We start from the raw sequence: 19,068 nt of genomic DNA, 5'->3' as shown, positions 1-19,068 counted from the left end.
CACCCACTCAATCCAGTTTCACGTTGGCCTTGGCCACGATGTGGGCAAAGCGCTCTTGCTCGGCCTTCAGGAACTGCCGCGCCGCCTCGGGGGTGCCCGGGTTGATCACGTTGTCTTGCTTGGCCATGGCGGCCTTCACTTCGGGGTCGGCGAAGGCCGCCACCACGGCCTCGTGGATGCGTTTGACCTGAGCCGCCGGCAGCCTGGCCGGGCCCACCACGGCGAACCAGCCCATCACGTCCACCTCGGGGAAGCCCTGCTCGGCAAAGGTGGGCAGCTCAGGCAGCGAGGCCACGCGGCTTTTGCCCAGCACGCCGATGGCGCGCAGGCTGCCGCTTTTGAGCTGGCCCTGCACCGCGGGCACCGCAGCCACCCCCATCTCCAGCTGACCGGCCATGATGTCGGTGATCATGGGGCCCATGCCCTTGTAGGGCACATGACGCACCGGCACGCCCAGGGCGTCGATGACCATCTCGCCGGCCAGGTGGATGACCGTGCCATTGCCGGACGACGCGTAGTTGTGCTCTTCGGGCTTGATCTTCAGAAAGGCCTGCAGCTCTTTGGCGTTGCGGGCGGACACCAGCTTGGGATTGACCACCAGCAGAAAGGGTGAACCGCCCACCACGCTGATGGGCGTGATGTCGTTCAGGCTGTCGTAGGGCAGCTTCTTGAACACGCTGGGGTTGACCGCATGGTTGTTCGAGATGAAGGCGATGGTGTTGCCATCGGGTGCGGCCTTGACCAGGGCCGAGGTGCCGGTGATACCGCCGGCGCCTGGCAGGTTCTCGATCACCACAGGCTGGTTCAGGGCCTTGGCCAGGGCCACCTGGGCAGCCCGCACGATGGTGTCGACCCCCGAACCCGGGCCGATGGGCAGGATGACGCGCATGGGCGCCGGGTCGGCCCAGGCCGCACCGGCCAGCATCAGGGCAGCCCCCAGGGCCAGGGAGGCGCGGCGTTTCAGATGGAAGTTCATGGTGTTTGTCTCGATTCTGATTTTTGGCTTCTTGTCGGGGCGAATCCGGTTTCAGCGCTTCAGGGTGGCCAGCACCTCGTCGGTGTGTTCGCCCACCCGGGGCAGGGGGTGGCGCACGCCGGGCCGGCGGCCGCCCATCAACAGGGGCAAGAGCACGGCCTGGGTGCTGCCGCCGTCCTCGGTCTGCATGGGGACCAGCCCACCGCTGGCCAGCAGGTGCTCGTCGTGCACCAGTTGATCAGGGCGCACCACCTTGGCGTAGGGCAGGCCGGCGGCCTTGAGGCGGGCGCACAGGTCTTTGATCTCGCACCCGATGGTGCTCTCGGCCAGGCGGGCGAGCAAGTCGGGGCGCACAGCCACGCGTTGGGCATTGGTGGCCAGGGCCGGGTCGTTGGCCAGGTCGGGGCGGTTCAGCACCGCGCACAGGGCAAGAAACTGCTTGTCGCTCACCGCGCCGATGAACAGCTGTTCGCCATGGGCCACGTCAAAGGTGTCGTACACACTCCAGGCCGACACGCGTGAGGGGAAGGGCGGCGGCACCTCGCCGGTCATCTGGAACTGCTGCATGTGCTGCGAGGCCAGCAGGCAGCAGTTTTCGAACAGGGCACTCTGGATCGCCTGGCCCTGGCCGGTGCGCTCACGCTCGCGCAGCGCGGCCAGCACGCCGATGGCGCCGAACATGCCGCCCATGATGTCGTTGACCGAGGTGCCGGCCCGCAGCGGCCGCCCTTTGGGGCCGGTCATGTAGGTCAGGCCGGCCATGTTCTGCACCACTTCGTCCAGCGCCAGGCGGTCTTCGTAAGGGCCGGGCAGAAAGCCCTTGTGCGACACGTAGATGAGGCCCGGAAACGCGGCCCGCAGCGCCTCGGCCCCCAGGCCCAGCTTGTCCATCAGGCCAGGGCGGAAGTTCTCCAGCAACACGTCGCTCTGGCCGATCAGCTCTTTGGCGGTGGCCAGGCCCTCGGGGGTCTGGATGTCCAGCACCACGCTTTTCTTGTTGCGGTTGAAACTGCGGAAAAAGCCGATGCCCAGGCCGGGCAACTGCCGAGTCTTGTCGCCGCCCGGGGGTTCGATCTTGATGACCTCGGCGCCCAGGTCGGCCAGGATCATGCCGCAGGTGGGGCCCATGACCATGTGGGTGAATTCGATGACGCGGACGCCTTCCAGGGGCAGGCCGGTGCCTTGTGCTGTGTTCATGCCAGTCTCGTTGGGGTGGATATGCAGGGGTGGGGGCTCAGCAGGGCATGGCACCGGCTGGCAGAAAGGTCTTGGGCAGGCCGGCCCGGTGCAGGCTGCCGTGCGTGGCCTCGCCGGCCAGCCAGCCCGTGACCTGGGCCCGCAGGGCCAGCAGGCGCGGCAGGTCGATGCCGGTGGCCACACCGCCGGCTTCGAGCAGAAAGGCCAGGTCTTCGCTGGCGGCATTGCCGCTGGCACCGGGCGCGTGCGGACAGCCGCCAATGCCGGCCAGCGAGGCATCGAAGCGGTTCACTCCCAGCGCCAGCGAGGCGTAGACATTGGCCAGCGCCAGCCCGCGGGTGTCGTGGAAATGACCACACCAGAAGCGCTCGCCCACCAGGCGCAGGGCCTGTTCGAACAGGCGGCTGACCGAGGCCGGGTCGGCATAGCCCACCGTGTCGGCCAGGCTCACGCGGTCGGCACCGGCGTCCAGCAGGGCCTGCATCAGGCGCAGTACTTCGGCGGGCTTCACCTCGCCTTGCAGGGTGCAGCCGAAGGCGGTGCCAACGCCGCCTTCGATCAGGGTCTTGCGGCCCGAGGCATCGCGGGCGGCCCGGATGCGGCCCAGTTCGGCCACCACCTCATCGGGGGTCTTGCGCAGGTTGGCCAGGCTGTGCGCATGGCTGGCAGACAACGGCAGCAGCATCAGGTCGGCATCGCCGGCCAGGGCGGCTTCTGCGCCTCGCAGGTTGGGCACCAGCACCGAGGCAAACAGCCCGGGCAAGGTCTTGGCATGGGCCAGCAGCTCGGCGGTGTCGGCCAGTTGGGGCAGCAGGCGGGCCGGCACAAACGAGCCCACCTCGATCTCACGCAGTCCGGCGGCATGGGCCTGATCGATCCAGGCCACTTTCTGCGCCGTGGGCAAAACGGTCTGGATGCTTTGCAGGCCGTCGCGCAGGCCGACCTCGCGGATCACCGCGCGGGGGGGAAGTGGGGTCATGAGGGCTGTCTCCGCGTCTCAAGGACGTGTTTTGAAAGTTCTGAGAGTTTCTAAAATTCCGAATAAAACATCAAATGAAAGATCGGCACCGTTTGAATTCCATAATGGAAACCCTATGAGAGACCTTGACCTGAAAACCCTGCGCCTGCTGGTGGCCGTTTGCGACCTGGGCAACATCAAGGATGCGGCGGCCCAGGAGCTGATCGAGCCCTCGGCCATCAGCAAGCGCATCACCCAACTGGAAGACGCCCTGGGCCTGCAGGTGCTGGTGCGCGGGCGGCGCGGCACCGAACCCACGCCAGCCGGGCAGGTGCTGCTGGAGCATGCCCGCACGGTGTTGTTCACGATGGAGAAGATCGAAGCCGACATGGCCGGCTTCAAAGGGGGCATTCAAGGGCATGTGCGGGTGGTGGCCAGTGCCTCGGCGATCGCCGAATCGCTGCTGGATGACCTGGCGGGCTTCATGCGCGAGCCCCGGCACCAGAACATCCAGATCGCCATCGAAGAACGGGTCTCCAACGACATCGTGGGCCTGGTGCGCGACGGGGCGGTGTCGCTCGGCGTGTGCTGGAGCCAGGTCGATCTGGGCGGGCTGGAAAGCCGCCCCTACCGCCGCGACGAGCTGGTGCTGGCCGTGCCGCAAGGCCACCCATTGGCCGGGCACCCGGCGCTGCACTTTGAAGACACGCTGGATTTCGAGCACGTGGGGCTGCCGCCGGCCACGGCGGTCTACACCCTGCTGCATCGCTGTGCGGTCAAGGCGGGCAAGCCGCTGAGCTACCGGGCGGTGGTGTCCAACTTTGACGCGGCCTTCCGGGTGGTCAGTGCCGGCCTGGGGGTGAGCGTGGTGCCGCTTGAGATCAGCCGCCTGCACACCGCGGCAGGCCGCATCCAGACCGTGGCCCTGCTGGACGACTGGGCCCACCGCACGTTCTCGATCTGCTTTCGGCGCCAGCAGGACCTGACGCCGGCCGCGCAGCGCCTGCTGGCCTATCTGGCAGAACGGGCTGCTGGCGGGTCGGCGCCGCCGACTGCGGCCTGAGCCCGCCTGCTCAGCGCAGCAGCACCGATTTGCCCAGCAGGCTCTCGATCATGGCCACCAGGCACTCGGCGGTCTGGTTGCGCACATCGCAGGCAGGGTTGAGCTCCACCACATCGAGCGAGCCCAGCCGGCCGGTGTCGGCCACCATTTCCATGCACAGCTGGGCCTCGCGGTAGCCCGGGCCCCCAGGCACCGCAGTGCCCACGCCCGGCGCAATGTCGGGGTCCAGAAAATCGGCGTCCAGGCTCACGTGCAGGTGGGTGTGTTCGTCCAGCCCGGCCAGGGCCCGGCGCAGGGTCTCGGCCATGCCATGTTCGTCGATGAAACGCATGTCGTAGGCCTCGATGCCCAGGTGGCGCAGTTCGAGCTTTTCGGCCGGGTCCACGCTGCGCAGGCCGATCTGGCGCAACTCAGAGGGCTGCAGCGCGGGCATCGGGCCGCCCAGGGTGGTCAGGGCCTCGGGGCCCAGGCCGCACAGGCAGGACACGGGCATGCCGTGCAGGTTGCCGCTGGGGGTGGTTTCGCCCACATTGACATCGGCATGGGCATCCAGCCACAGCACCCGCAGGCGCTGGCCCTGCTCACGGCAATGCCGGGCCACGGCGCTGATCGAGCCGATCGCCACGCTGTGGTCGCCGCCCAGCAGCACCGGTAACTGCCCAGCACCCAGGCTGGCCAGCGTGGCCCGGTACACGGCGCGATTCCAGGCGATGACCTCGTCCAGGTGGCGGTAGCCCGCCTGCACGAGGCTCTGCGGGTTGGCCGGCCCAGACAGGTCGCCGCCGTCCAGCACCTGCCGACCCAGGCCTTGCAAGGCCGCCGCCAGGCCCGCCACCCGCAAGGCCTCCGGGCCCATCGAGGCGCCCCGGCGGCTGGCCCCCACATCGGTGGGGGCACCAATCAGGCAGACCGGTGCCAGGGGCGTGCGAGCTGCGGTGGGCGGGTTCATGCGGTGCTCCTGGAGGTGGCTGACTGCCCACTATACAAAGCAAGGCCTTGGCCCGCACCAGCAAAAAGAGCACCGCGAGGGTGCTCTTTTCAAAGGCGCAACAGCGCTCAGGCCTTGCGGGCGCGGCGGGTCTTGACGGCGTCGGACAGCAGGGCCAGCACGTCGGCCGAGTCGTCCCAGCCCAGGCAGGCGTCGGTGATGCTCTTGCCGTATTCCAGGGCGCTGACCACGTCCTTGCCCGGCGTGAACTTCTGGGCGCCGGCTTGCAGGTGGCTTTCCACCATCAGGCCGAACACCTGGTGCGAACCGGCTTCGATCTGGGTGGCGATGTCACGCGCCACGTCGATCTGACGCTGGTGTTGCTTGCTGCTGTTGGCATGGCTGCAGTCCACCATCAGGGTGGCGGGCAACTTGGAGGCTTCCAGTTCCTTGCAGGCCGCGGCCACGCTCTCGGCATCGTAGTTGGGGGTTTTGCCGCCGCGCAGGATCACGTGGCAGTCCTTGTTGCCCTGGGTCTGCACGATGGCGACCTGGCCGTTCTTGTGCACCGACAGGAAGTGGTGACCGCGGGCGGCCGCCTGGATGGCGTCGGTGGCGATGCGGATATTGCCGTCGGTACCGTTCTTGAAGCCGATCGGGGCCGAAATGCCCGAGGCCAGCTCGCGGTGCACCTGGCTTTCAGTGGTGCGCGCGCCGATGGCGCCCCAGCTGATGAGGTCGCCGATGTACTGGGGCGAGATCACGTCGAGGAACTCGCTGCCGGCCGGCAGGCCCAGGCGGTTGATTTCGATCAGCAGTTGTCGGGCAATGCGCAGACCTTCGTCGATGCGGTAGCTCTCGTCGAGGTAGGGGTCGTTGATCAGGCCCTTCCAGCCGACGGTGGTGCGGGGCTTCTCGAAGTAGACACGCATCACGATCTCCAGCGTGTCGGCGTATTTTTCGCGCTCCACCTTGAGGCGGCGGGCGTATTCGACGGCGGCCGCCGGGTCGTGGATCGAGCAGGGGCCAATCACCACCAGCAGGCGGTCGTCCTTGCCGGCCATGATGTTGTGGATGTTGTGACGGGTTTCGGTGATCAGCGACTCGACTTGCGTGCCGTGGATGGGGAAGAAGCGGATCAGATGTTCGGGCGGGGGAAGCACGGTGATGTCCTTGATGCGTTTGTCGTCGGTCTGGCTGGTCTTGTCGACATTCGCGTACCAGGCATCGGCCTTGGTGCTGGGCTTGTTCATGGCGGGGCTCCTTTGGATTTGAAACGGGTTGGAATCGGTTTTCGGTCGGGCAGAAAAAAACCGCCGGGCTTTTCAGCTTCGGCGGTTCCTGGGAGGGGGTGTTCGGGTGCTTACGCGCTCGCCTCTCGTCCGCCGGGGACAGAGAACCAAAAGTAAAAATAAAAGGCTGCGCGAACTTGCATGGCAGGCAATTTAGCACAGCAAAAGCCAAAGTTGCCGTCTGTCGCTCGCACACCACATCGGTTTTTTTGCGCGATAGGCATCGCCAGCGTGCGCAAAGCGCGCGAATGGCGCGACAAGAACGCACTTTTGCCTCAAAAACAGGCAAAAAGGCCGTCGCAACCGTCCTTTGGCGGCACATAAAAATATTTGCTTTTTTGTGTAGCAAGGGGCCGGACGGTACTCACAACCGTTCATCCACCTGCCAGGGTGGCGGCCCGGGTTCCGCCATCCTGGGTGCGTAGCCCACCCTTGCGCAGCCCAGCCCGACCGCCTGACCGAGCACCCGCGCGATTGCCATCCGACGACCCCAAGTGCTTCAAAGAATGGGTTTTCACCTTGCTGAAGGAGTGCGACATGGGTCTGATCGGACGAGCCTGGGCCTTGCTCGTGGCCTTGATGGCGCTGGGTTTGAGCCTGGGGGGCGGCCAGTTGCTGTGGCTGGGCGGCTCGCCCTATTACCTGGCGGCCGGCCTGGTGCTGCTGGGTGCCGCCGGCCTGATGGGGCGCCGACGGGCCAGCGGGGCCTGGTGGGTGGCCGCACTGGCCGTGCTCAGTGTGCCCTGGGCACTGTGGGAATGCGGCTTCGACTTTTGGGCCCTGTTCCCTCGGCTGATGGCGCCGCTGGCCTTGGCCACCGTGTCGCTGCTGCTGGCGCCCCGCCCGGCCCAGGGGCCGGGTGGCGCAGGCACCGCGCTGGCCGGCCTGGGATTTGGGCTGGCCTTCATGCTGGGGCTGGCGCTGGCCTTTGTGCCGCATGGTGAGGTGCGGCCGGATGCGACGATGGCCTATGACCCGCCGCGCGGCGACAACCGGCCTGCGGATTGGCTGGCCTACGGCCGCACGCCTGAGGGGCGGCGCGATGCCCCTTTCGACCAGATCAACCGCGACACCGTGTACCGCCTGCAACCGGCCTGGACCTACCGCAGCGGCGACACCCAGCCCGGGGTGGACCAGAACACCCCGCTGCAGATCGGCACGCTGGTGTACAGCTGCACCCGGCGCGACCGGGTGATCGCACTGGACGCCGACACCGGCCAGCAGCGCTGGCTGTTCGACCCCCAGGCCAGCGCCCCGTTCTGGCAACGCTGCCGCGGCCTGGGCTACTGGCGGGACACCCAGCCTGGCCCGGACGGCGCCCCCACGACGGCCGCAGGCGGTGCTGCCCACCGCTGCCGCGAGCGCATCGTGCAAACCACCATGGATGCCCGCCTGATCGCGCTGGACGCGCACAGCGGCCAGCCATGCGAAGGTTTCGGCCAACAGGGCACGGTGTCGCTGGCCCAGGGCATGGGCCCGGTGCAGCCTGGCTTCTATTTCCAGACCTCGGCCCCGCTGGTGGCACGCGACCTGATCGTGGTGGGCGGCTGGGTGGTGGACAACCAGATGCGCGGCGAGCCCTCGGGCGTGATCCGCGCCTTCAGCGCCCGCACCGGTGACCTGGTGTGGGCCTGGGACCTGGGCCACCCGGCCACCACCCGCCTGCCCCCCGAGGGCCAGAGCTACACCCGGGGCACGCCCAACATGTGGAGCACCGCCGCCTACGACGACGAATTGGGCCTGGTCTACGCGCCCCTGGGCAATGCCACGCCCGACTACTACGGGCGCGACCGGCCGGCCCACTCGGACGAATACAACTCCTCGCTGGTGGCGCTGGACATCCGCACCGGGCGGCCACGCTGGTCATTCCAGACCGTGCACCACGACCTCTGGGACTACGACCTGCCCTCGCAACCGGCCCTGATCGATCTGCCCGACGGCCAGGGCGGCCAGGTGCCGGCGGTGCTGCAGACCACCAAGCGCGGCCAGATCTTCTTGCTGAATCGCGCCACCGGCAAACCCCTGGCCGAAGTGGCCGAAAAGCCCGTGCCGCAAAACGGTGCCGTCCCCGAAGAAACACTGTCACCCACACAGCCTTACTCGGTCGGCCTGCCCACCGTCGGGGCCGAACACCTCAGCGAAAACAAGATGTGGGGCATGACGATGTTCGACCAGTTGCTGTGCCGCATCGAGTACCGCCAGATGCGCTACGACGGAGACTTCACGCCGCCCGGCCTGCAGCGCGCCATTCAGCAGCCCGGCAATGTCGGCGGCATGAACTGGGGCAGCGTGTCGGTGGACCCCCACAACCAACGGGTGTTTCTGAACGACATCCGCGTGCCCAGCGTGTTCCAGTTGGTGCCACGCGCCGACTATGCCGAGTTCTCAAAAGCCCACCCGCCGGTCAGCGATGGGCATGGGCCCTCGGCCCAGCTGGGCACGCCTTACGGCATCTACACCACGATCTGGCTGTCCAAGTTGGGGGTGCCTTGCGTGCAACCGCCCTTCGGCACGCTGACGGCGATCGACCTGAAAACCCGGCGCGTGGCCTGGCAGGTGCCTGCGGGCACCGCCGGTGAGCAGGGGCCCCTGGGCCTGCGGCTGGGGCTGCCCATGCCCATCGGCATGCCCAGCTACGCAGGCACGCTGAGCACGGCGGGTGGGTTGGTGTTCTACTCGGGCAGCCAGGATTTCTACCTGCGCGCCTACGACGCCCAGACGGGTGCCGAGGTCTGGAAACACCCGCTGCCCGTGGGCAGCAGCGCCACCCCCATGAGCTATGTGTCGCCCAAGACAGGCAAGCAGTACATCGTGGTGACGGCCGGCGGGGCCGCGTACTCCAAGCGCCTGGGCGACTATGTGATGGCTTTTGCCCTGCGCTGAGGGGCAGCAGCGCAGGCTCAGGCGGTGCCGCCCACCGTCATGCCATCGATGCGCAGGGTGGGCTGACCCACCCCCACCGGCACGCTCTGGCCTTCCTTGCCGCAGGTGCCCACACCGCTGTCCAGGCGCATGTCGTTGCCGATCATGGAGACGCGCTTGAGGGCCTCGGGGCCGCTGCCCACCAGGGTGGCGCCCTTGACGGGGTACTGGATCTTGCCGTTTTCCACCCAGTACGCTTCGCTGGCCGAGAACACGAATTTGCCCGAGGTGATGTCGACCTGGCCGCCACCGAAATTGGTGGCGTACAAGCCTTTCTTGATGCTGGCCACGATCTCTTCGGGGGTTTTGTCACCCCCCAGCATGTAGGTGTTGGTCATGCGCGGCATGGGCACATGGGCGTAGCTTTCGCGGCGGCCGTTGCCGGTGGGTTTCACGCCCATCAGGCGGGCGTTCATCGAATCCTGGATGTAGCCCTTCAAGATACCGTCTTCGATCAGCACGTTGCGCTGGGTGACGTGGCCCTCGTCGTCCACGTTGAGCGAACCACGGCGGTCGGCGATGGTGCCGTCGTCGAGCACGGTCACGCCCTTGGCGGCCACACGCTGGCCAATGCGGCCGGTGAAGGCGCTCGAACCCTTGCGGTTGAAATCGCCCTCCAGGCCGTGGCCGATGGCTTCGTGCAACAGCACACCGGGCCAGCCCGGGCCGAGCACCACGGTCAGCTCACCCGCCGGGGCCGGGCGGGCTTCGAGGTTGGTGAGTGCCGCGTTCACCGCGTCGGACACATAGGTGTCGATCACGGCGTCGTCGAAATAAGCCATGCCGAAACGACCACCGCCACCGCCCGAGCCCACCTCGCGGCGGCCATTGTGCTCGGCGATCACGGTGACCGACAGGCGCACCAGCGGGCGCACATCGGCCGCCAGGGTACCGTCGGCACGGGCAATCAGCACCACGTCGTACTCACCGGCCAGGCCGGCCATCACCTGCACCACGCGCGGGTCGCGGGCCCGGGCGCGCTGCTCCACCTTTTCCAGCAGGCGTACCTTGGCGGTGCTGTCCAGGGTGGCGATCGGGTCGAGCCCGGGGTACAGCGAACGGCTGGGCGCCACCTTGCGGGCTGCCGCCCGCACCCGGGCGTTGCCGCCCTGGCCCGAGATGGTGCGCACCGTGTGGGCCGCGTCCAGCAGCGAGGCCAGCGAAATGTCGTCGGAGTAGGCAAAGGCGGTTTTCTCGCCGCTGACGGCGCGCACGCCCACCCCTTGGTCGATGCTGAAAGAGCCTGTCTTGACGATGCCTTCTTCCAGGCTCCAGCCCTCGGCACGGGTGTACTGGAAGTAAAGATCCGCGTCGTCCACCCGGTGCGCCCGGATCTCGTTGAGCGCCTTCGTCAGATGGGTCTCGTCCAGACCAAAGGGTTCAAGCAGCAATTGCCGGGCAATGGCCAGGCGCTCGAGGGTGGGTTCGCGTGAAATCATGCGGCCATTTTAGGGCTCGCCCGCCGCCCGACCGACCTGTGGGGGCAAGGCCCAGGCCGGCGCCGGGCCGCCCCAAGCTGGCCTGAGCCCCCTTGGGGAGCTGAGCCCTGCGGCTCCAGGCCTGCCTGCGCAGGGCTGGACAGGGCGAAGAGCGTCCGCGTCTCGCGGCCGCACGTGGGAGTGACACGAAGTGCACGACCGTGGGGGCCACATCAGCCCGACGCCGGGCCGCCCCAAGGCGGGCTGGGCCCCCTCCGGGGGGCAGCGACCACACGAAGTGAAGGAGCGTGGGGGCACATTCAGGTGGGTACCAGGCGCTTGGCCCGCGCCACCGACATCAGAATCCCCAGCCCCATGCCCAGTGTGACCATGGCCGTGCCGCCGTAGCTGATGAAGGGCAAAGGCACGCCCACCACGGGCAGGATGCCGCTCACCATGCCCATGTTCACAAAGGCGTAGGTGAAGAAGATGCAGCACACGGCCCCGGCCAGCAGGCGCGAGAACAGGGTGGGCGCCTCCAGCGCGATCATCAGACCGCGCCCGATCAGGAACAGGAACGACACCACCAGGCACAGGTTGCCGATCAGGCCGAACTCCTCGGAGAACGCTGCAAAAATGAAGTCGGTGGTGCGCTCGGGGATGAACTCGAGGTGGGTCTGGGTGCCTGCCATGAAGCCCTTGCCGAACACCCCCCCCGAACCAATCGCGATCATGCCCTGGATGATGTGAAAACCCTTGCCCAAGGGGTCCCGCGAGGGGTCGAGCAAGGTGCAGATGCGCTGCTGCTGGTAATCATGCAGCACCGGCCAGCGCACGCCATCAGCGCACAGCCGGGGCTCGAACCACACGATCAGGGCCACGCCGATCACGCCAAGCAGCACCGGCGGCAGGATCAGGCGCCAACTGAGCCCGGCAAAAAAGATCACCGACAGGCCCGCGGCCAGCACCAGCAGCGAGGTACCCAGGTCGGGTTGCTTCATGATCAGGCCCACCGGCAGCACCAGCAACAGACCGGCCACCAGAAAATCAAGGGGTCGCAGCTGCCCCTCTCGGCGCTGAAACCACCAGGCCAGCATCAGTGGCATGGCAATCTTGAGGATCTCGCTGGGCTGGATGACCACCCCCAGGTTGATCCAGCGGCGCGCGCCCTTCTTGGTCAGGCCGAACAAGGCCACGGCCACCAGCAGCGACACCCCCAGCACATACAGGGGCACGGCGAAGGTCATCAGGCGTTGGGGCGGCACCTGGGCCACCACGAACATGATCATGCCCGCCAGGATCATGTTGCGCCCATGGTCGACAAAGCGCGTGCCATGGTCATAGCCAGAGGAATACATGGTGAGCAAACCTGCGCACACCAGCAGGAAGACGGCAAACGCCAAGGGCCCGTCGAAGCCCTGGAACAGGGGCATCAGACGCTGGCGCAAGGACGGCTTTTCAAAGACGGCGGACATGGCGCGATTATCGGCCCAGCGACAAGTCTGACCGGCCGGCCCGGCTACTGAGTGCGCCGCACGCTGGCCGCGGGGCAGGTGCCGCTCAGGCCGCCTTGTCGGGACGCGCCTGGCGCAAGCGGAACAACTGCACCAGTTGCGCGCCCAGTCTGCGCAGCAGTTCGCGTGAGCCCGGGTCCATCAGCAAGGTGCCGGGCGTGGCGGTGTCGGCATACAACAGGGCAAACACGTTGTCGCGGTGCAGCAGGGGCAGCAACCAGTAGGCGGCAGGTGCCGCGGGTTCGCACAACCAGGCCGGCAATTGCCGGCGCAAGGCCGGGTCGGAGGCCACATCGGGCACCACCGTGAGTTCGCCGCTGCGGCAGGCCTGGCCCAGCGCGCCGCCCTGCCCCGGTCCCAACTCGACGCGGAAAACCGCCTGCAGTGGCGCCGCCCCCACCCCAACGGCCAGGCGGGCCGACACGGCAGCGGCCTGGGGGTCGCGCAGGCAAAACACCACCCGATCGGTCTCCAGCGCGCCGTGCAAGCCGGTGACCAGCTTGCGCAAGCCTTCCGCCAATGGCACCTGGCGGGCCGCATCGGGCTCGTCCAGCCAGGACTGCAGGCTGCGCTCCAGCGCGCGCAGGGCCTCGTGCTGACGGCCCAGCCGGCTCGTGCGCGCCTGGGTGGACGAGGGCCCGGCTGCCGGCCCCAGGGGTGCAGGCCGCGAATGAGCGACTGCCGGGGCGGGTTCGCCGGCTGGTGGCCGCACCACAGGTGCCGCGGCCACGGCCGCCTTGGGCGCCAGGACCACGGGCGCTGGTGCAGCCCCCTGCGCAGGCGCCGGTGCGGCAAGGGCCCCGGGAGCAGCCGGGGTTGGCAAAGAGGGTAGTCCCCCCTGTGGAGCAGGCTGGGGGGCGGGCTGGGGGGCGGGCTGGGGGGCGGGTTGAGGTACGGGTTGGGTGAGGCTGCGCGTCTGGCTGGCCGGAAAGCCCAGGGCGTCGGCCATGCCCTTGAGGCGGGCCTGGGCCTGGATCACGCCGTCCTGGAAATCTTCGGCCCCCAGGCCCAGTACCCGGGCATAGCGGTCGGTGACGGCCTTGAGGCGCTGCGCCGGCTCAACGCTGTCAGGGCCAGCCAGCGCGGCCGTGAGGTCGTTGGCCGCCACGGCCAGCCAGCGCAGGTACTCGCGCCCGGTCTGCGGGCGGCGGGCCGGGGGGCGGCCGAAAGGTCGGCGCATGCAATACAGCAGGTCGGTGGGCAGGCCCCAGCTGCGCGCCACACCGCAGCCGAAGTCTTCCAGGCTCAGGCCCAGGTAATGGATGGCTGCCGTGACCTCGCCGCCCGAAAAGCGCTCTTCGGCCACGGCCCGCTCCAATTGCACCGCTTCGGCTGGAAAGTAATAGCCCAGCAGCATGCGACCGAGGTTCTGGAACAGCGCAGCCAGAAAAGCGTCTTCGCGCAGGTGCTGTACCGCGCACAGCTCACTGGCCAGCGAGCCCGCCATGAGCGCGCGCAGGAACTGCGTCTTGAGCTGGACCGCATGCGCCTGGTCGGGCATGCGCTCCAGCAGCTTCAGGCTCAGGGCCAGGTTACGCACCCCATTGAAGCCCACCAGCCCCACCGCCCGCGACACCGTGGTCACCATGCCGCTGACCTGGGCGTACTGCGCGCTGTTGACCAGGCGCAGCAACTGCTGCGTCAGGGCCACATCGCGCAGGATCTCGCGGGCCAGGTCTTCCAGGCTGTGATCGTCGGAGCCGGCCACCTTGAGGATGCGGCCCATGGAGTCGGCCAGGGCCGGAAAGTCGCCCTGGCGGCGCATGCGCGTCAGCAAGGTCTCGAGCGTGCGTGCCGCCGTCGTGCCGGCCCAGGCCGACAGGGCGGCCTGGAACTCGGTGACCTGGGCAAAGCGCAGCTCGGGCTCGGGGTTCAGGGCGCGGGTGATCTGGGCCTGCAAAGGCGGGTCGAGGTTGCGCCCCCAGTCTTCGGGCAGGTCCTGGAAACGGCGCTCCAGCGCGTCGTGCGAGCGGCCCGCCGCACGCTGCTCGGAGGCCGTGCCGGTGAGCATTTCAGCCAGCAGCACCCCCGCGGCAAACACGCCCTCCTCGGGGGTTTCGGCCAGGCCCTGCTCCCAGCGCGCCTGGGGCCAAGCCAGCGCGGCAGCCACTGCCTCGTGGGGCAGCAGGATCCCCGCCTCGGGCGGTGGCGCAGCAGACTTGGGCTCACTCATGTCGCAAAATAGAAGAATCGGGGCGTTTCAGGGCGGGCAGGCATGCGCCCGCCATGCCGCCCAGTTTAGGGCCTGTTGACCGGCCGTGATCTCAACTGCAACCCCAACTTCAGCCTTCCAATTCGCCGTGAATCCGTCCACAGTGCCTATCCAGCCCATGCCCTGCACCACCCACCTGCTGTACCTGCACGGATTCCGATCCTCCCCGCAATCGGCCAAGGCCCGCCAGATGGCCGCAGCAGTGGCCGAACGGCACCCCCAGGTGCACTGGTGGTGTCCCCAGTTGCCCCCCTCGCCCCGTGCCGCCGCCGAACTGCTGAGCGAAGGCCTGCGCGACTGGCCGCAGGCCCGCATGGCCGTGGTGGGCTCGTCGCTGGGTGGGTTTTACGCCTCGTGGGTGGCGCGCCAGACGGGCTGCCGATCGGTGCTCATCAACCCGGCGGTGGATCCAGCACGCGACCTGGCACGCTACATCGGCGAGCAGACCTTCTGGCATCAGCCCGAACAGCGCTTTTATTTCGAGCCCCGTTTTGTCGACGAATTGCAGGCCATGGCCGGGGAAGGCCGCTGCGCTCCAGGCCCCGAACTGGCCCTGATCGCCCAGGGCGACGAGGTGCTGGACTGGCGAGAAATGAGTGCGCGCTACGCCGGTGCGCGCCTGCATGTGCTGGAGGGCGGCGACCATGCGCTCAGTGATTTTCCGGCCCACCTCGATGAGGTGCTGGGTTTTCTGGATCTGGTCTAGGGGACAATCGCGGCATGTACGCACTGTTTGATGAAGCCGGCAAATTTCAGGCCGGACGCATTCTGTCGGAAGCCGATAGCTCCCTGCAGGTGGAACTGGAATCGGGTAAGCGGGTCAAGGTCAAGGCCGCCAACCTGCTGCTCAAATTTGACAAGCCCGCCCCTGGCGAGCTGATCGCCCAGGCCCAGGCTGCAGCCGAAGGCATCGAGCTGGAGCTGGCCTGGGAGTTTGCGCCCGAAGAAGACTTCGGCTTTGCCGAGTTGGCCCGCGACTATTTCAGCGAACAGGCCACCCTGGTGCAGCAGACGGCGGCCCTGTTCCGCCTGCATGAGGCCCCTCACTACTTCCGCCGCGCTGGCAAGGGCCGCTACAAGAAGGCCCCGGCCGAGATCGTGCAGCAGGCGCTGGCCGCGATCGAGAAGAAAAAGCTGTTGCTGCAACAGATCGCCGACTGGGCCGCCGAACTGGGCCAGGGCGCATGCCCGCAGCCGATCCGCGATCAGCTCTACAAGATCCTGTTCCGCCCAGACAAGAACGCGCCCGAGTACAAGGCCGTGGTCGAGGCCTCACGCGCCACCCAGACCGCGCCGCTGGACCTGCTGCGTCAGGCGGGTGCCATCGACTCGGCCTACCAGTTCCACTGGAAGCGCTTTCTGTTCGACAACTTCCCCAAGGGCACGGGGTTTCCGGTCCTGCAAGCGCCCGAAATCACCGACGAGCTGCCGTTGGCCAGCGTGCAGGCCTATTCGATCGACGACTCGCAGACCACCGAGATCGACGACGCGCTGTCGGTTCAGGGCCTGGGCAGTGGCAAGGTGACCCTGGGCGTGCACATTGCAGCGCCCGGCCTGGCACTGCAGACCGGCACACCGATCGACCAGGTGGCCCGGCATCGCCTGTCCACCGTCTACATGCCGGGCTACAAGATCACCATGCTGCCCGACGAGGTGGTGCAGCGCTACACCCTGTCCGAGGGCCGCGCCTGCCCGGCGGTGTCGCTGTACGTGACCTTTGACGAAGCCAGCCTGGAGATCCAGGCCAGCGAAACCCGCCTCGAACGCGTGCCGATCGCGGCCAACCTGCGCCACGACCAGCTCGACAAGGTGGTCACCGAGGCCTGGATGGAGAGCGACAACCCGGGCCAGACCGAACTGCCCGGGGGCATGACCCACGCCACCATGGCCTTTCTGTGGCGTCTGGCCAAAACCCTGAAGGCCCGCCGTGAGGTGGTGCGCGGCAAGCCCGAGACCTTCAACCGGCCCGACTACAACTTCCGCCTGGTCGGCAACGACGGCGCGGAGCCCAGCGGACACGAAACCGTGCAGATCAGCGTGCGCCAGCGCGGCGCCCCGCTCGACCTGATCGTGGCCGAGGCGATGATCCTGGCCAACAGCCATTGGGGCCTGTGGCTGGCCGAATGCGGCGTGCCCGGCATCTACCGCAGCCAGGCCAGCCTGGCCCCCGGGGTGAAGGTGCGCATGGGCACCAAGGCCCAGCCGCACGCGGGCATCGGCGTCAAAGCCTACGCCTGGAGCACCTCGCCCCTGCGCCGCTACACCGACCTGGTCAATCAATGGCAGATCATCGCCTGCGCCCGCCACGGCAAGACGGCGGCCCTGGCGGCCCCGTTCAAGCCCAAGGACGCGGAACTGTTCTCGATCATCAGTGGCTTCGATGCGGCCTACAGTGCCTACAACGGCTACCAGGCCGGCATGGAGCGCTTCTGGACGCTGAAGTACGTGCAACAGAACGCCATCACCGAGCTGACCGCGGCCGTGTTCAAGGAAGGCCCCAACGGCAGCGTGCTGGTGCGCGCCGACGAGCTGCCCCTGGTGCTGGCGGCCCACGGCATGAACGGGCTGCCGCGCGGCGCCCGGGTGCGGGTGAAGCTGGGTGAGATCGACGAGATCGCGCTCGACGTCAGTGGCACCATCGTGGAGCGGCTCGATGCCGAACTGCCGCTGGACGCTGGCGACGAGGACGAGGGCGACGACGAGCCCGTGGCCGGCCCGATCGCGATTGCGGTGGATGTGAACGAAGCAGAGCCCGCTGCGGGCGAAGCGAGCACCGCCTGAGTCCCTGACCCGACCCGACCCGCTCTCACCGTGCGAGCCCTCGCCTTCCTGCACCACCTCAGCACCCTGCAGATCACGCTGGCCGTGTCAGCGCTGGTGCATGCCGGCCTGCTGACGCTGCGCATCGTCGACCCGGAATCCTTCAACCGGGTGTTCCAGGACACCCCGCTCGAAGTGATTCTGGTGAACGCCAAGTCGGACGCCCGGGCCGAGCGGCCCACGGCCATCGCCCAGGCCAGCCTGGCGGGCGGTGGCGAGGCCAGCCGGGGCCGTGCCACCTCGCCCCTGCCGAGTTCGGCACTCAACAGCGTGGGCGACACCCTCGAAGAAAGCCAGCGCCAGCTGGCTGCACTGGAACAACTGCAGGCCCGCATGCTGACCAGCGTGCACCAGCAACTCGCCAGCCTGCCCCGGCCCGACCCGACCCGCAGCAGCCTGACACCCCAGGAGCAGGCCCAGGAGGAGAAGCGCCGCCAACTGCTCAAGCTGCTGGCCGAGATCGAACGGCGCATCAACGAAGAGAATGCCCGTCCCAAAAAGCGCTACATCAGCCCGGCCACACGCGAAGAGGTGTATGCCACCTACTACGACCAGTTGCGCCACAAGGTGGAAGACAAGGGGACCGAGAACTTCCCCGAGAAAGACGGCAAGAAACTGTATGGCGAGCTGACCATGACGCTGACCATCAATGCCAGCGGGCGCCTGCTGTCCACCGAGATCGTGCAAAGCTCAGGCAATCGCACGCTGGACCGGCGAGCCGAGGCCATTGCGCGCTCGGCCGAGCCTTTTGGCAACTTCAACCCGGCGATGCGTCGCCAGGCCGATCAGATCGTGGTGGTGTCGCGCTTTCGCTTCACCCGCGATGAAACCCTGGAAGCCAACGTCCGATAATCGCGCTGAAATTCTGAGACGACCCGAGACACAACCGAGACAACCCCGGCCTGCGCACCAGGCCCCAGCCAGCCCTCTTCATGAGCCAAGACCACTATTGCGTGTTGGGCAACCCGGTTGAACACAGCCGCTCGCCCTGGATCCACACCCGTTTTGCCGAATTGACCGGTCAGCGCCTGCAGTACGGGCGCCGGCTTGTCGAGCTCGACAAGTTCCACGAAACCCTGCACCAGCTGCAGCTTGAAGACTGCAAAGGCTGCAACGTGACCGTGCCCTTCAAGTTCGAGGCGGCTCAGGCGGCCAAGGTGCGGAGCCCTCGCGCCGAGTTGGCCGGCGCCGCCAATGTGCTGACCCTGCGCGCCGATGGGCTGTACGCCGACAACAGCGACGGCATCGGGCTGGTCAACGACCTGCAGAACAACGCGGGCGTGCCGCTGCGAGGCCAGGATCTGTTGCTGATCGGTGCCGGCGGGGCGGCCGCCGGGGTACTGGGCCCCTTGCTGGAGGCAGGCCCAGCCCGCCTGACCGTGGTCAACCGCACCCACGACAAGGCCATCGCCCTGGTGGCCCGGCATCAGGCCCTGGCCCGCAGCCACGGTGTGGCCCTGGAGGCCCCGGCGCTGGAGACACTGACAGGCAGCTTCGACGTCGTCATCAACGCCACGGCCAGCAGCCTCAGCGGTGCCGGCGTGCCCGTGCCCGCCAGCGTGCTGCGCCCCGGCTGCCTGGCCCTGGACATGATGTACGGCCCGGCGGCCCAGGGCTTCCTCGACTGGGCGCGTGCCCACGGAGCCCAGGGCCGCGACGGTCTGGGCATGCTGGTGGAACAGGCGGCCGAGGCCTTTGCCCTGTGGCGCGGCGTGCGCCCGCCTTCAGCCCAGGTTCTGGCTGAGTTGCGCCAGCAACTGTGAGGCAG

At 67.9% G+C, this 19,068-nt stretch carries 14 protein-coding genes; 6 read left to right on the top strand and 8 right to left on the bottom strand.

The annotated features are described in order from the left end of the window. Nucleotides 1-7: 7 nt before the first annotated feature. Genes AC3WUT_RS16820 through AC3WUT_RS16810 form a run of 3 tightly spaced genes read right to left on the bottom strand, consistent with a single transcriptional unit; the run spans nucleotide 8 to nucleotide 3,152 of the window. A complete protein-coding gene (locus AC3WUT_RS16820; protein WP_492348226.1) occupies nucleotides 8-976 on the bottom strand; it encodes a tripartite tricarboxylate transporter substrate-binding protein in 969 nt (322 codons plus the stop codon). A 51-nt stretch (nucleotides 977-1,027) separates the two neighbouring features. Continuing rightward, nucleotides 1,028-2,173, bottom strand: coding sequence for a CaiB/BaiF CoA transferase family protein (locus AC3WUT_RS16815; protein WP_492348225.1), 1,146 nt, complete (start codon nucleotides 2,171-2,173; stop codon nucleotides 1,028-1,030). Nucleotides 2,174-2,210: 37 nt separating this feature from the next. Beyond that, a complete protein-coding gene (locus AC3WUT_RS16810; protein WP_492348224.1) occupies nucleotides 2,211-3,152 on the bottom strand; it encodes a hydroxymethylglutaryl-CoA lyase in 942 nt (313 codons plus the stop codon). Between the two features lie 115 nt (nucleotides 3,153-3,267). Between AC3WUT_RS16810 and AC3WUT_RS16805 the strand changes: the two genes are divergently transcribed. Then, nucleotides 3,268-4,194 carry a LysR substrate-binding domain-containing protein gene (locus tag AC3WUT_RS16805; RefSeq protein WP_492348223.1) on the top strand — a complete coding sequence of 309 codons (927 nt, stop codon included), beginning with the start codon at nucleotides 3,268-3,270 and terminating at the stop codon, nucleotides 4,192-4,194. Nucleotides 4,195-4,204: 10 nt separating this feature from the next. Here the strand turns inward: AC3WUT_RS16805 and rocF are convergent, their stop codons facing one another. Continuing rightward, nucleotides 4,205-5,143, bottom strand: a complete 939-nt coding sequence (rocF, locus tag AC3WUT_RS16800; protein WP_492348222.1) for an arginase — start codon at nucleotides 5,141-5,143, stop codon at nucleotides 4,205-4,207. A 107-nt stretch (nucleotides 5,144-5,250) separates the two neighbouring features. Then, nucleotides 5,251-6,375 (bottom strand): 3-deoxy-7-phosphoheptulonate synthase, encoded by a 1,125-nt coding sequence (locus AC3WUT_RS16795; RefSeq protein ID WP_492348221.1) that lies wholly within the window; start codon nucleotides 6,373-6,375, stop codon nucleotides 5,251-5,253. A 576-nt stretch (nucleotides 6,376-6,951) separates the two neighbouring features. Between AC3WUT_RS16795 and AC3WUT_RS16790 the strand changes: the two genes are divergently transcribed. Next, the gene (locus AC3WUT_RS16790; RefSeq protein WP_492348220.1) at nucleotides 6,952-9,297 is read left to right on the top strand and encodes a membrane-bound PQQ-dependent dehydrogenase, glucose/quinate/shikimate family; all 2,346 of its coding nucleotides are present in this window, start codon (nucleotides 6,952-6,954) and stop codon (nucleotides 9,295-9,297) included. Between the two features lie 17 nt (nucleotides 9,298-9,314). On the opposite strand, the gene tldD is transcribed toward AC3WUT_RS16790, so the two are convergent. The 3 genes from tldD to AC3WUT_RS16775 all read right to left on the bottom strand — a co-directional run bounded on the left by tldD (nucleotide 9,315) and on the right by AC3WUT_RS16775 (nucleotide 14,441). Then, the gene (gene tldD, locus AC3WUT_RS16785) at nucleotides 9,315-10,775 is read right to left on the bottom strand and encodes a metalloprotease TldD (RefSeq protein WP_492348219.1); all 1,461 of its coding nucleotides are present in this window, start codon (nucleotides 10,773-10,775) and stop codon (nucleotides 9,315-9,317) included. A 299-nt stretch (nucleotides 10,776-11,074) separates the two neighbouring features. After that, nucleotides 11,075-12,229, bottom strand: a complete 1,155-nt coding sequence (rodA, locus tag AC3WUT_RS16780) for a rod shape-determining protein RodA (RefSeq protein ID WP_492348218.1) — start codon at nucleotides 12,227-12,229, stop codon at nucleotides 11,075-11,077. Nucleotides 12,230-12,314: 85 nt separating this feature from the next. Beyond that, nucleotides 12,315-14,441 carry an HDOD domain-containing protein gene (locus AC3WUT_RS16775; RefSeq protein WP_492348217.1) on the bottom strand — a complete coding sequence of 709 codons (2,127 nt, stop codon included), beginning with the start codon at nucleotides 14,439-14,441 and terminating at the stop codon, nucleotides 12,315-12,317. Between the two features lie 157 nt (nucleotides 14,442-14,598). Between AC3WUT_RS16775 and AC3WUT_RS16770 the strand changes: the two genes are divergently transcribed. From AC3WUT_RS16770 to aroE, 4 genes are all read left to right on the top strand, one after another. Next, nucleotides 14,599-15,186 (top strand): YqiA/YcfP family alpha/beta fold hydrolase, encoded by a 588-nt coding sequence (locus AC3WUT_RS16770; protein ID WP_492348431.1) that lies wholly within the window; start codon nucleotides 14,599-14,601, stop codon nucleotides 15,184-15,186. 14 nt (nucleotides 15,187-15,200) lie between these two features. Then, on the top strand, nucleotides 15,201-17,261 hold the full coding sequence (locus AC3WUT_RS16765; protein ID WP_492348216.1) for a ribonuclease catalytic domain-containing protein: 2,061 nt from the start codon (nucleotides 15,201-15,203) through the stop codon (nucleotides 17,259-17,261). A 30-nt stretch (nucleotides 17,262-17,291) separates the two neighbouring features. Beyond that, entirely contained in the window at nucleotides 17,292-18,152 is an 861-nt protein-coding gene (locus tag AC3WUT_RS16760) for an energy transducer TonB (RefSeq protein WP_492348215.1), read from the top strand. Between the two features lie 80 nt (nucleotides 18,153-18,232). Beyond that, nucleotides 18,233-19,063, top strand: coding sequence for a shikimate dehydrogenase (gene aroE / locus AC3WUT_RS16755; protein WP_492348214.1), 831 nt, complete (start codon nucleotides 18,233-18,235; stop codon nucleotides 19,061-19,063). Nucleotides 19,064-19,068: the final 5 nt, after the last annotated feature.

It is taken from the genome of Curvibacter sp. EU05-FHT14A10 (assembly GCF_058791075.1).
The sequence above is the reverse complement of the archived record's forward strand: the minus strand, read 5'-3'. Positions and strand labels throughout refer to the sequence as shown.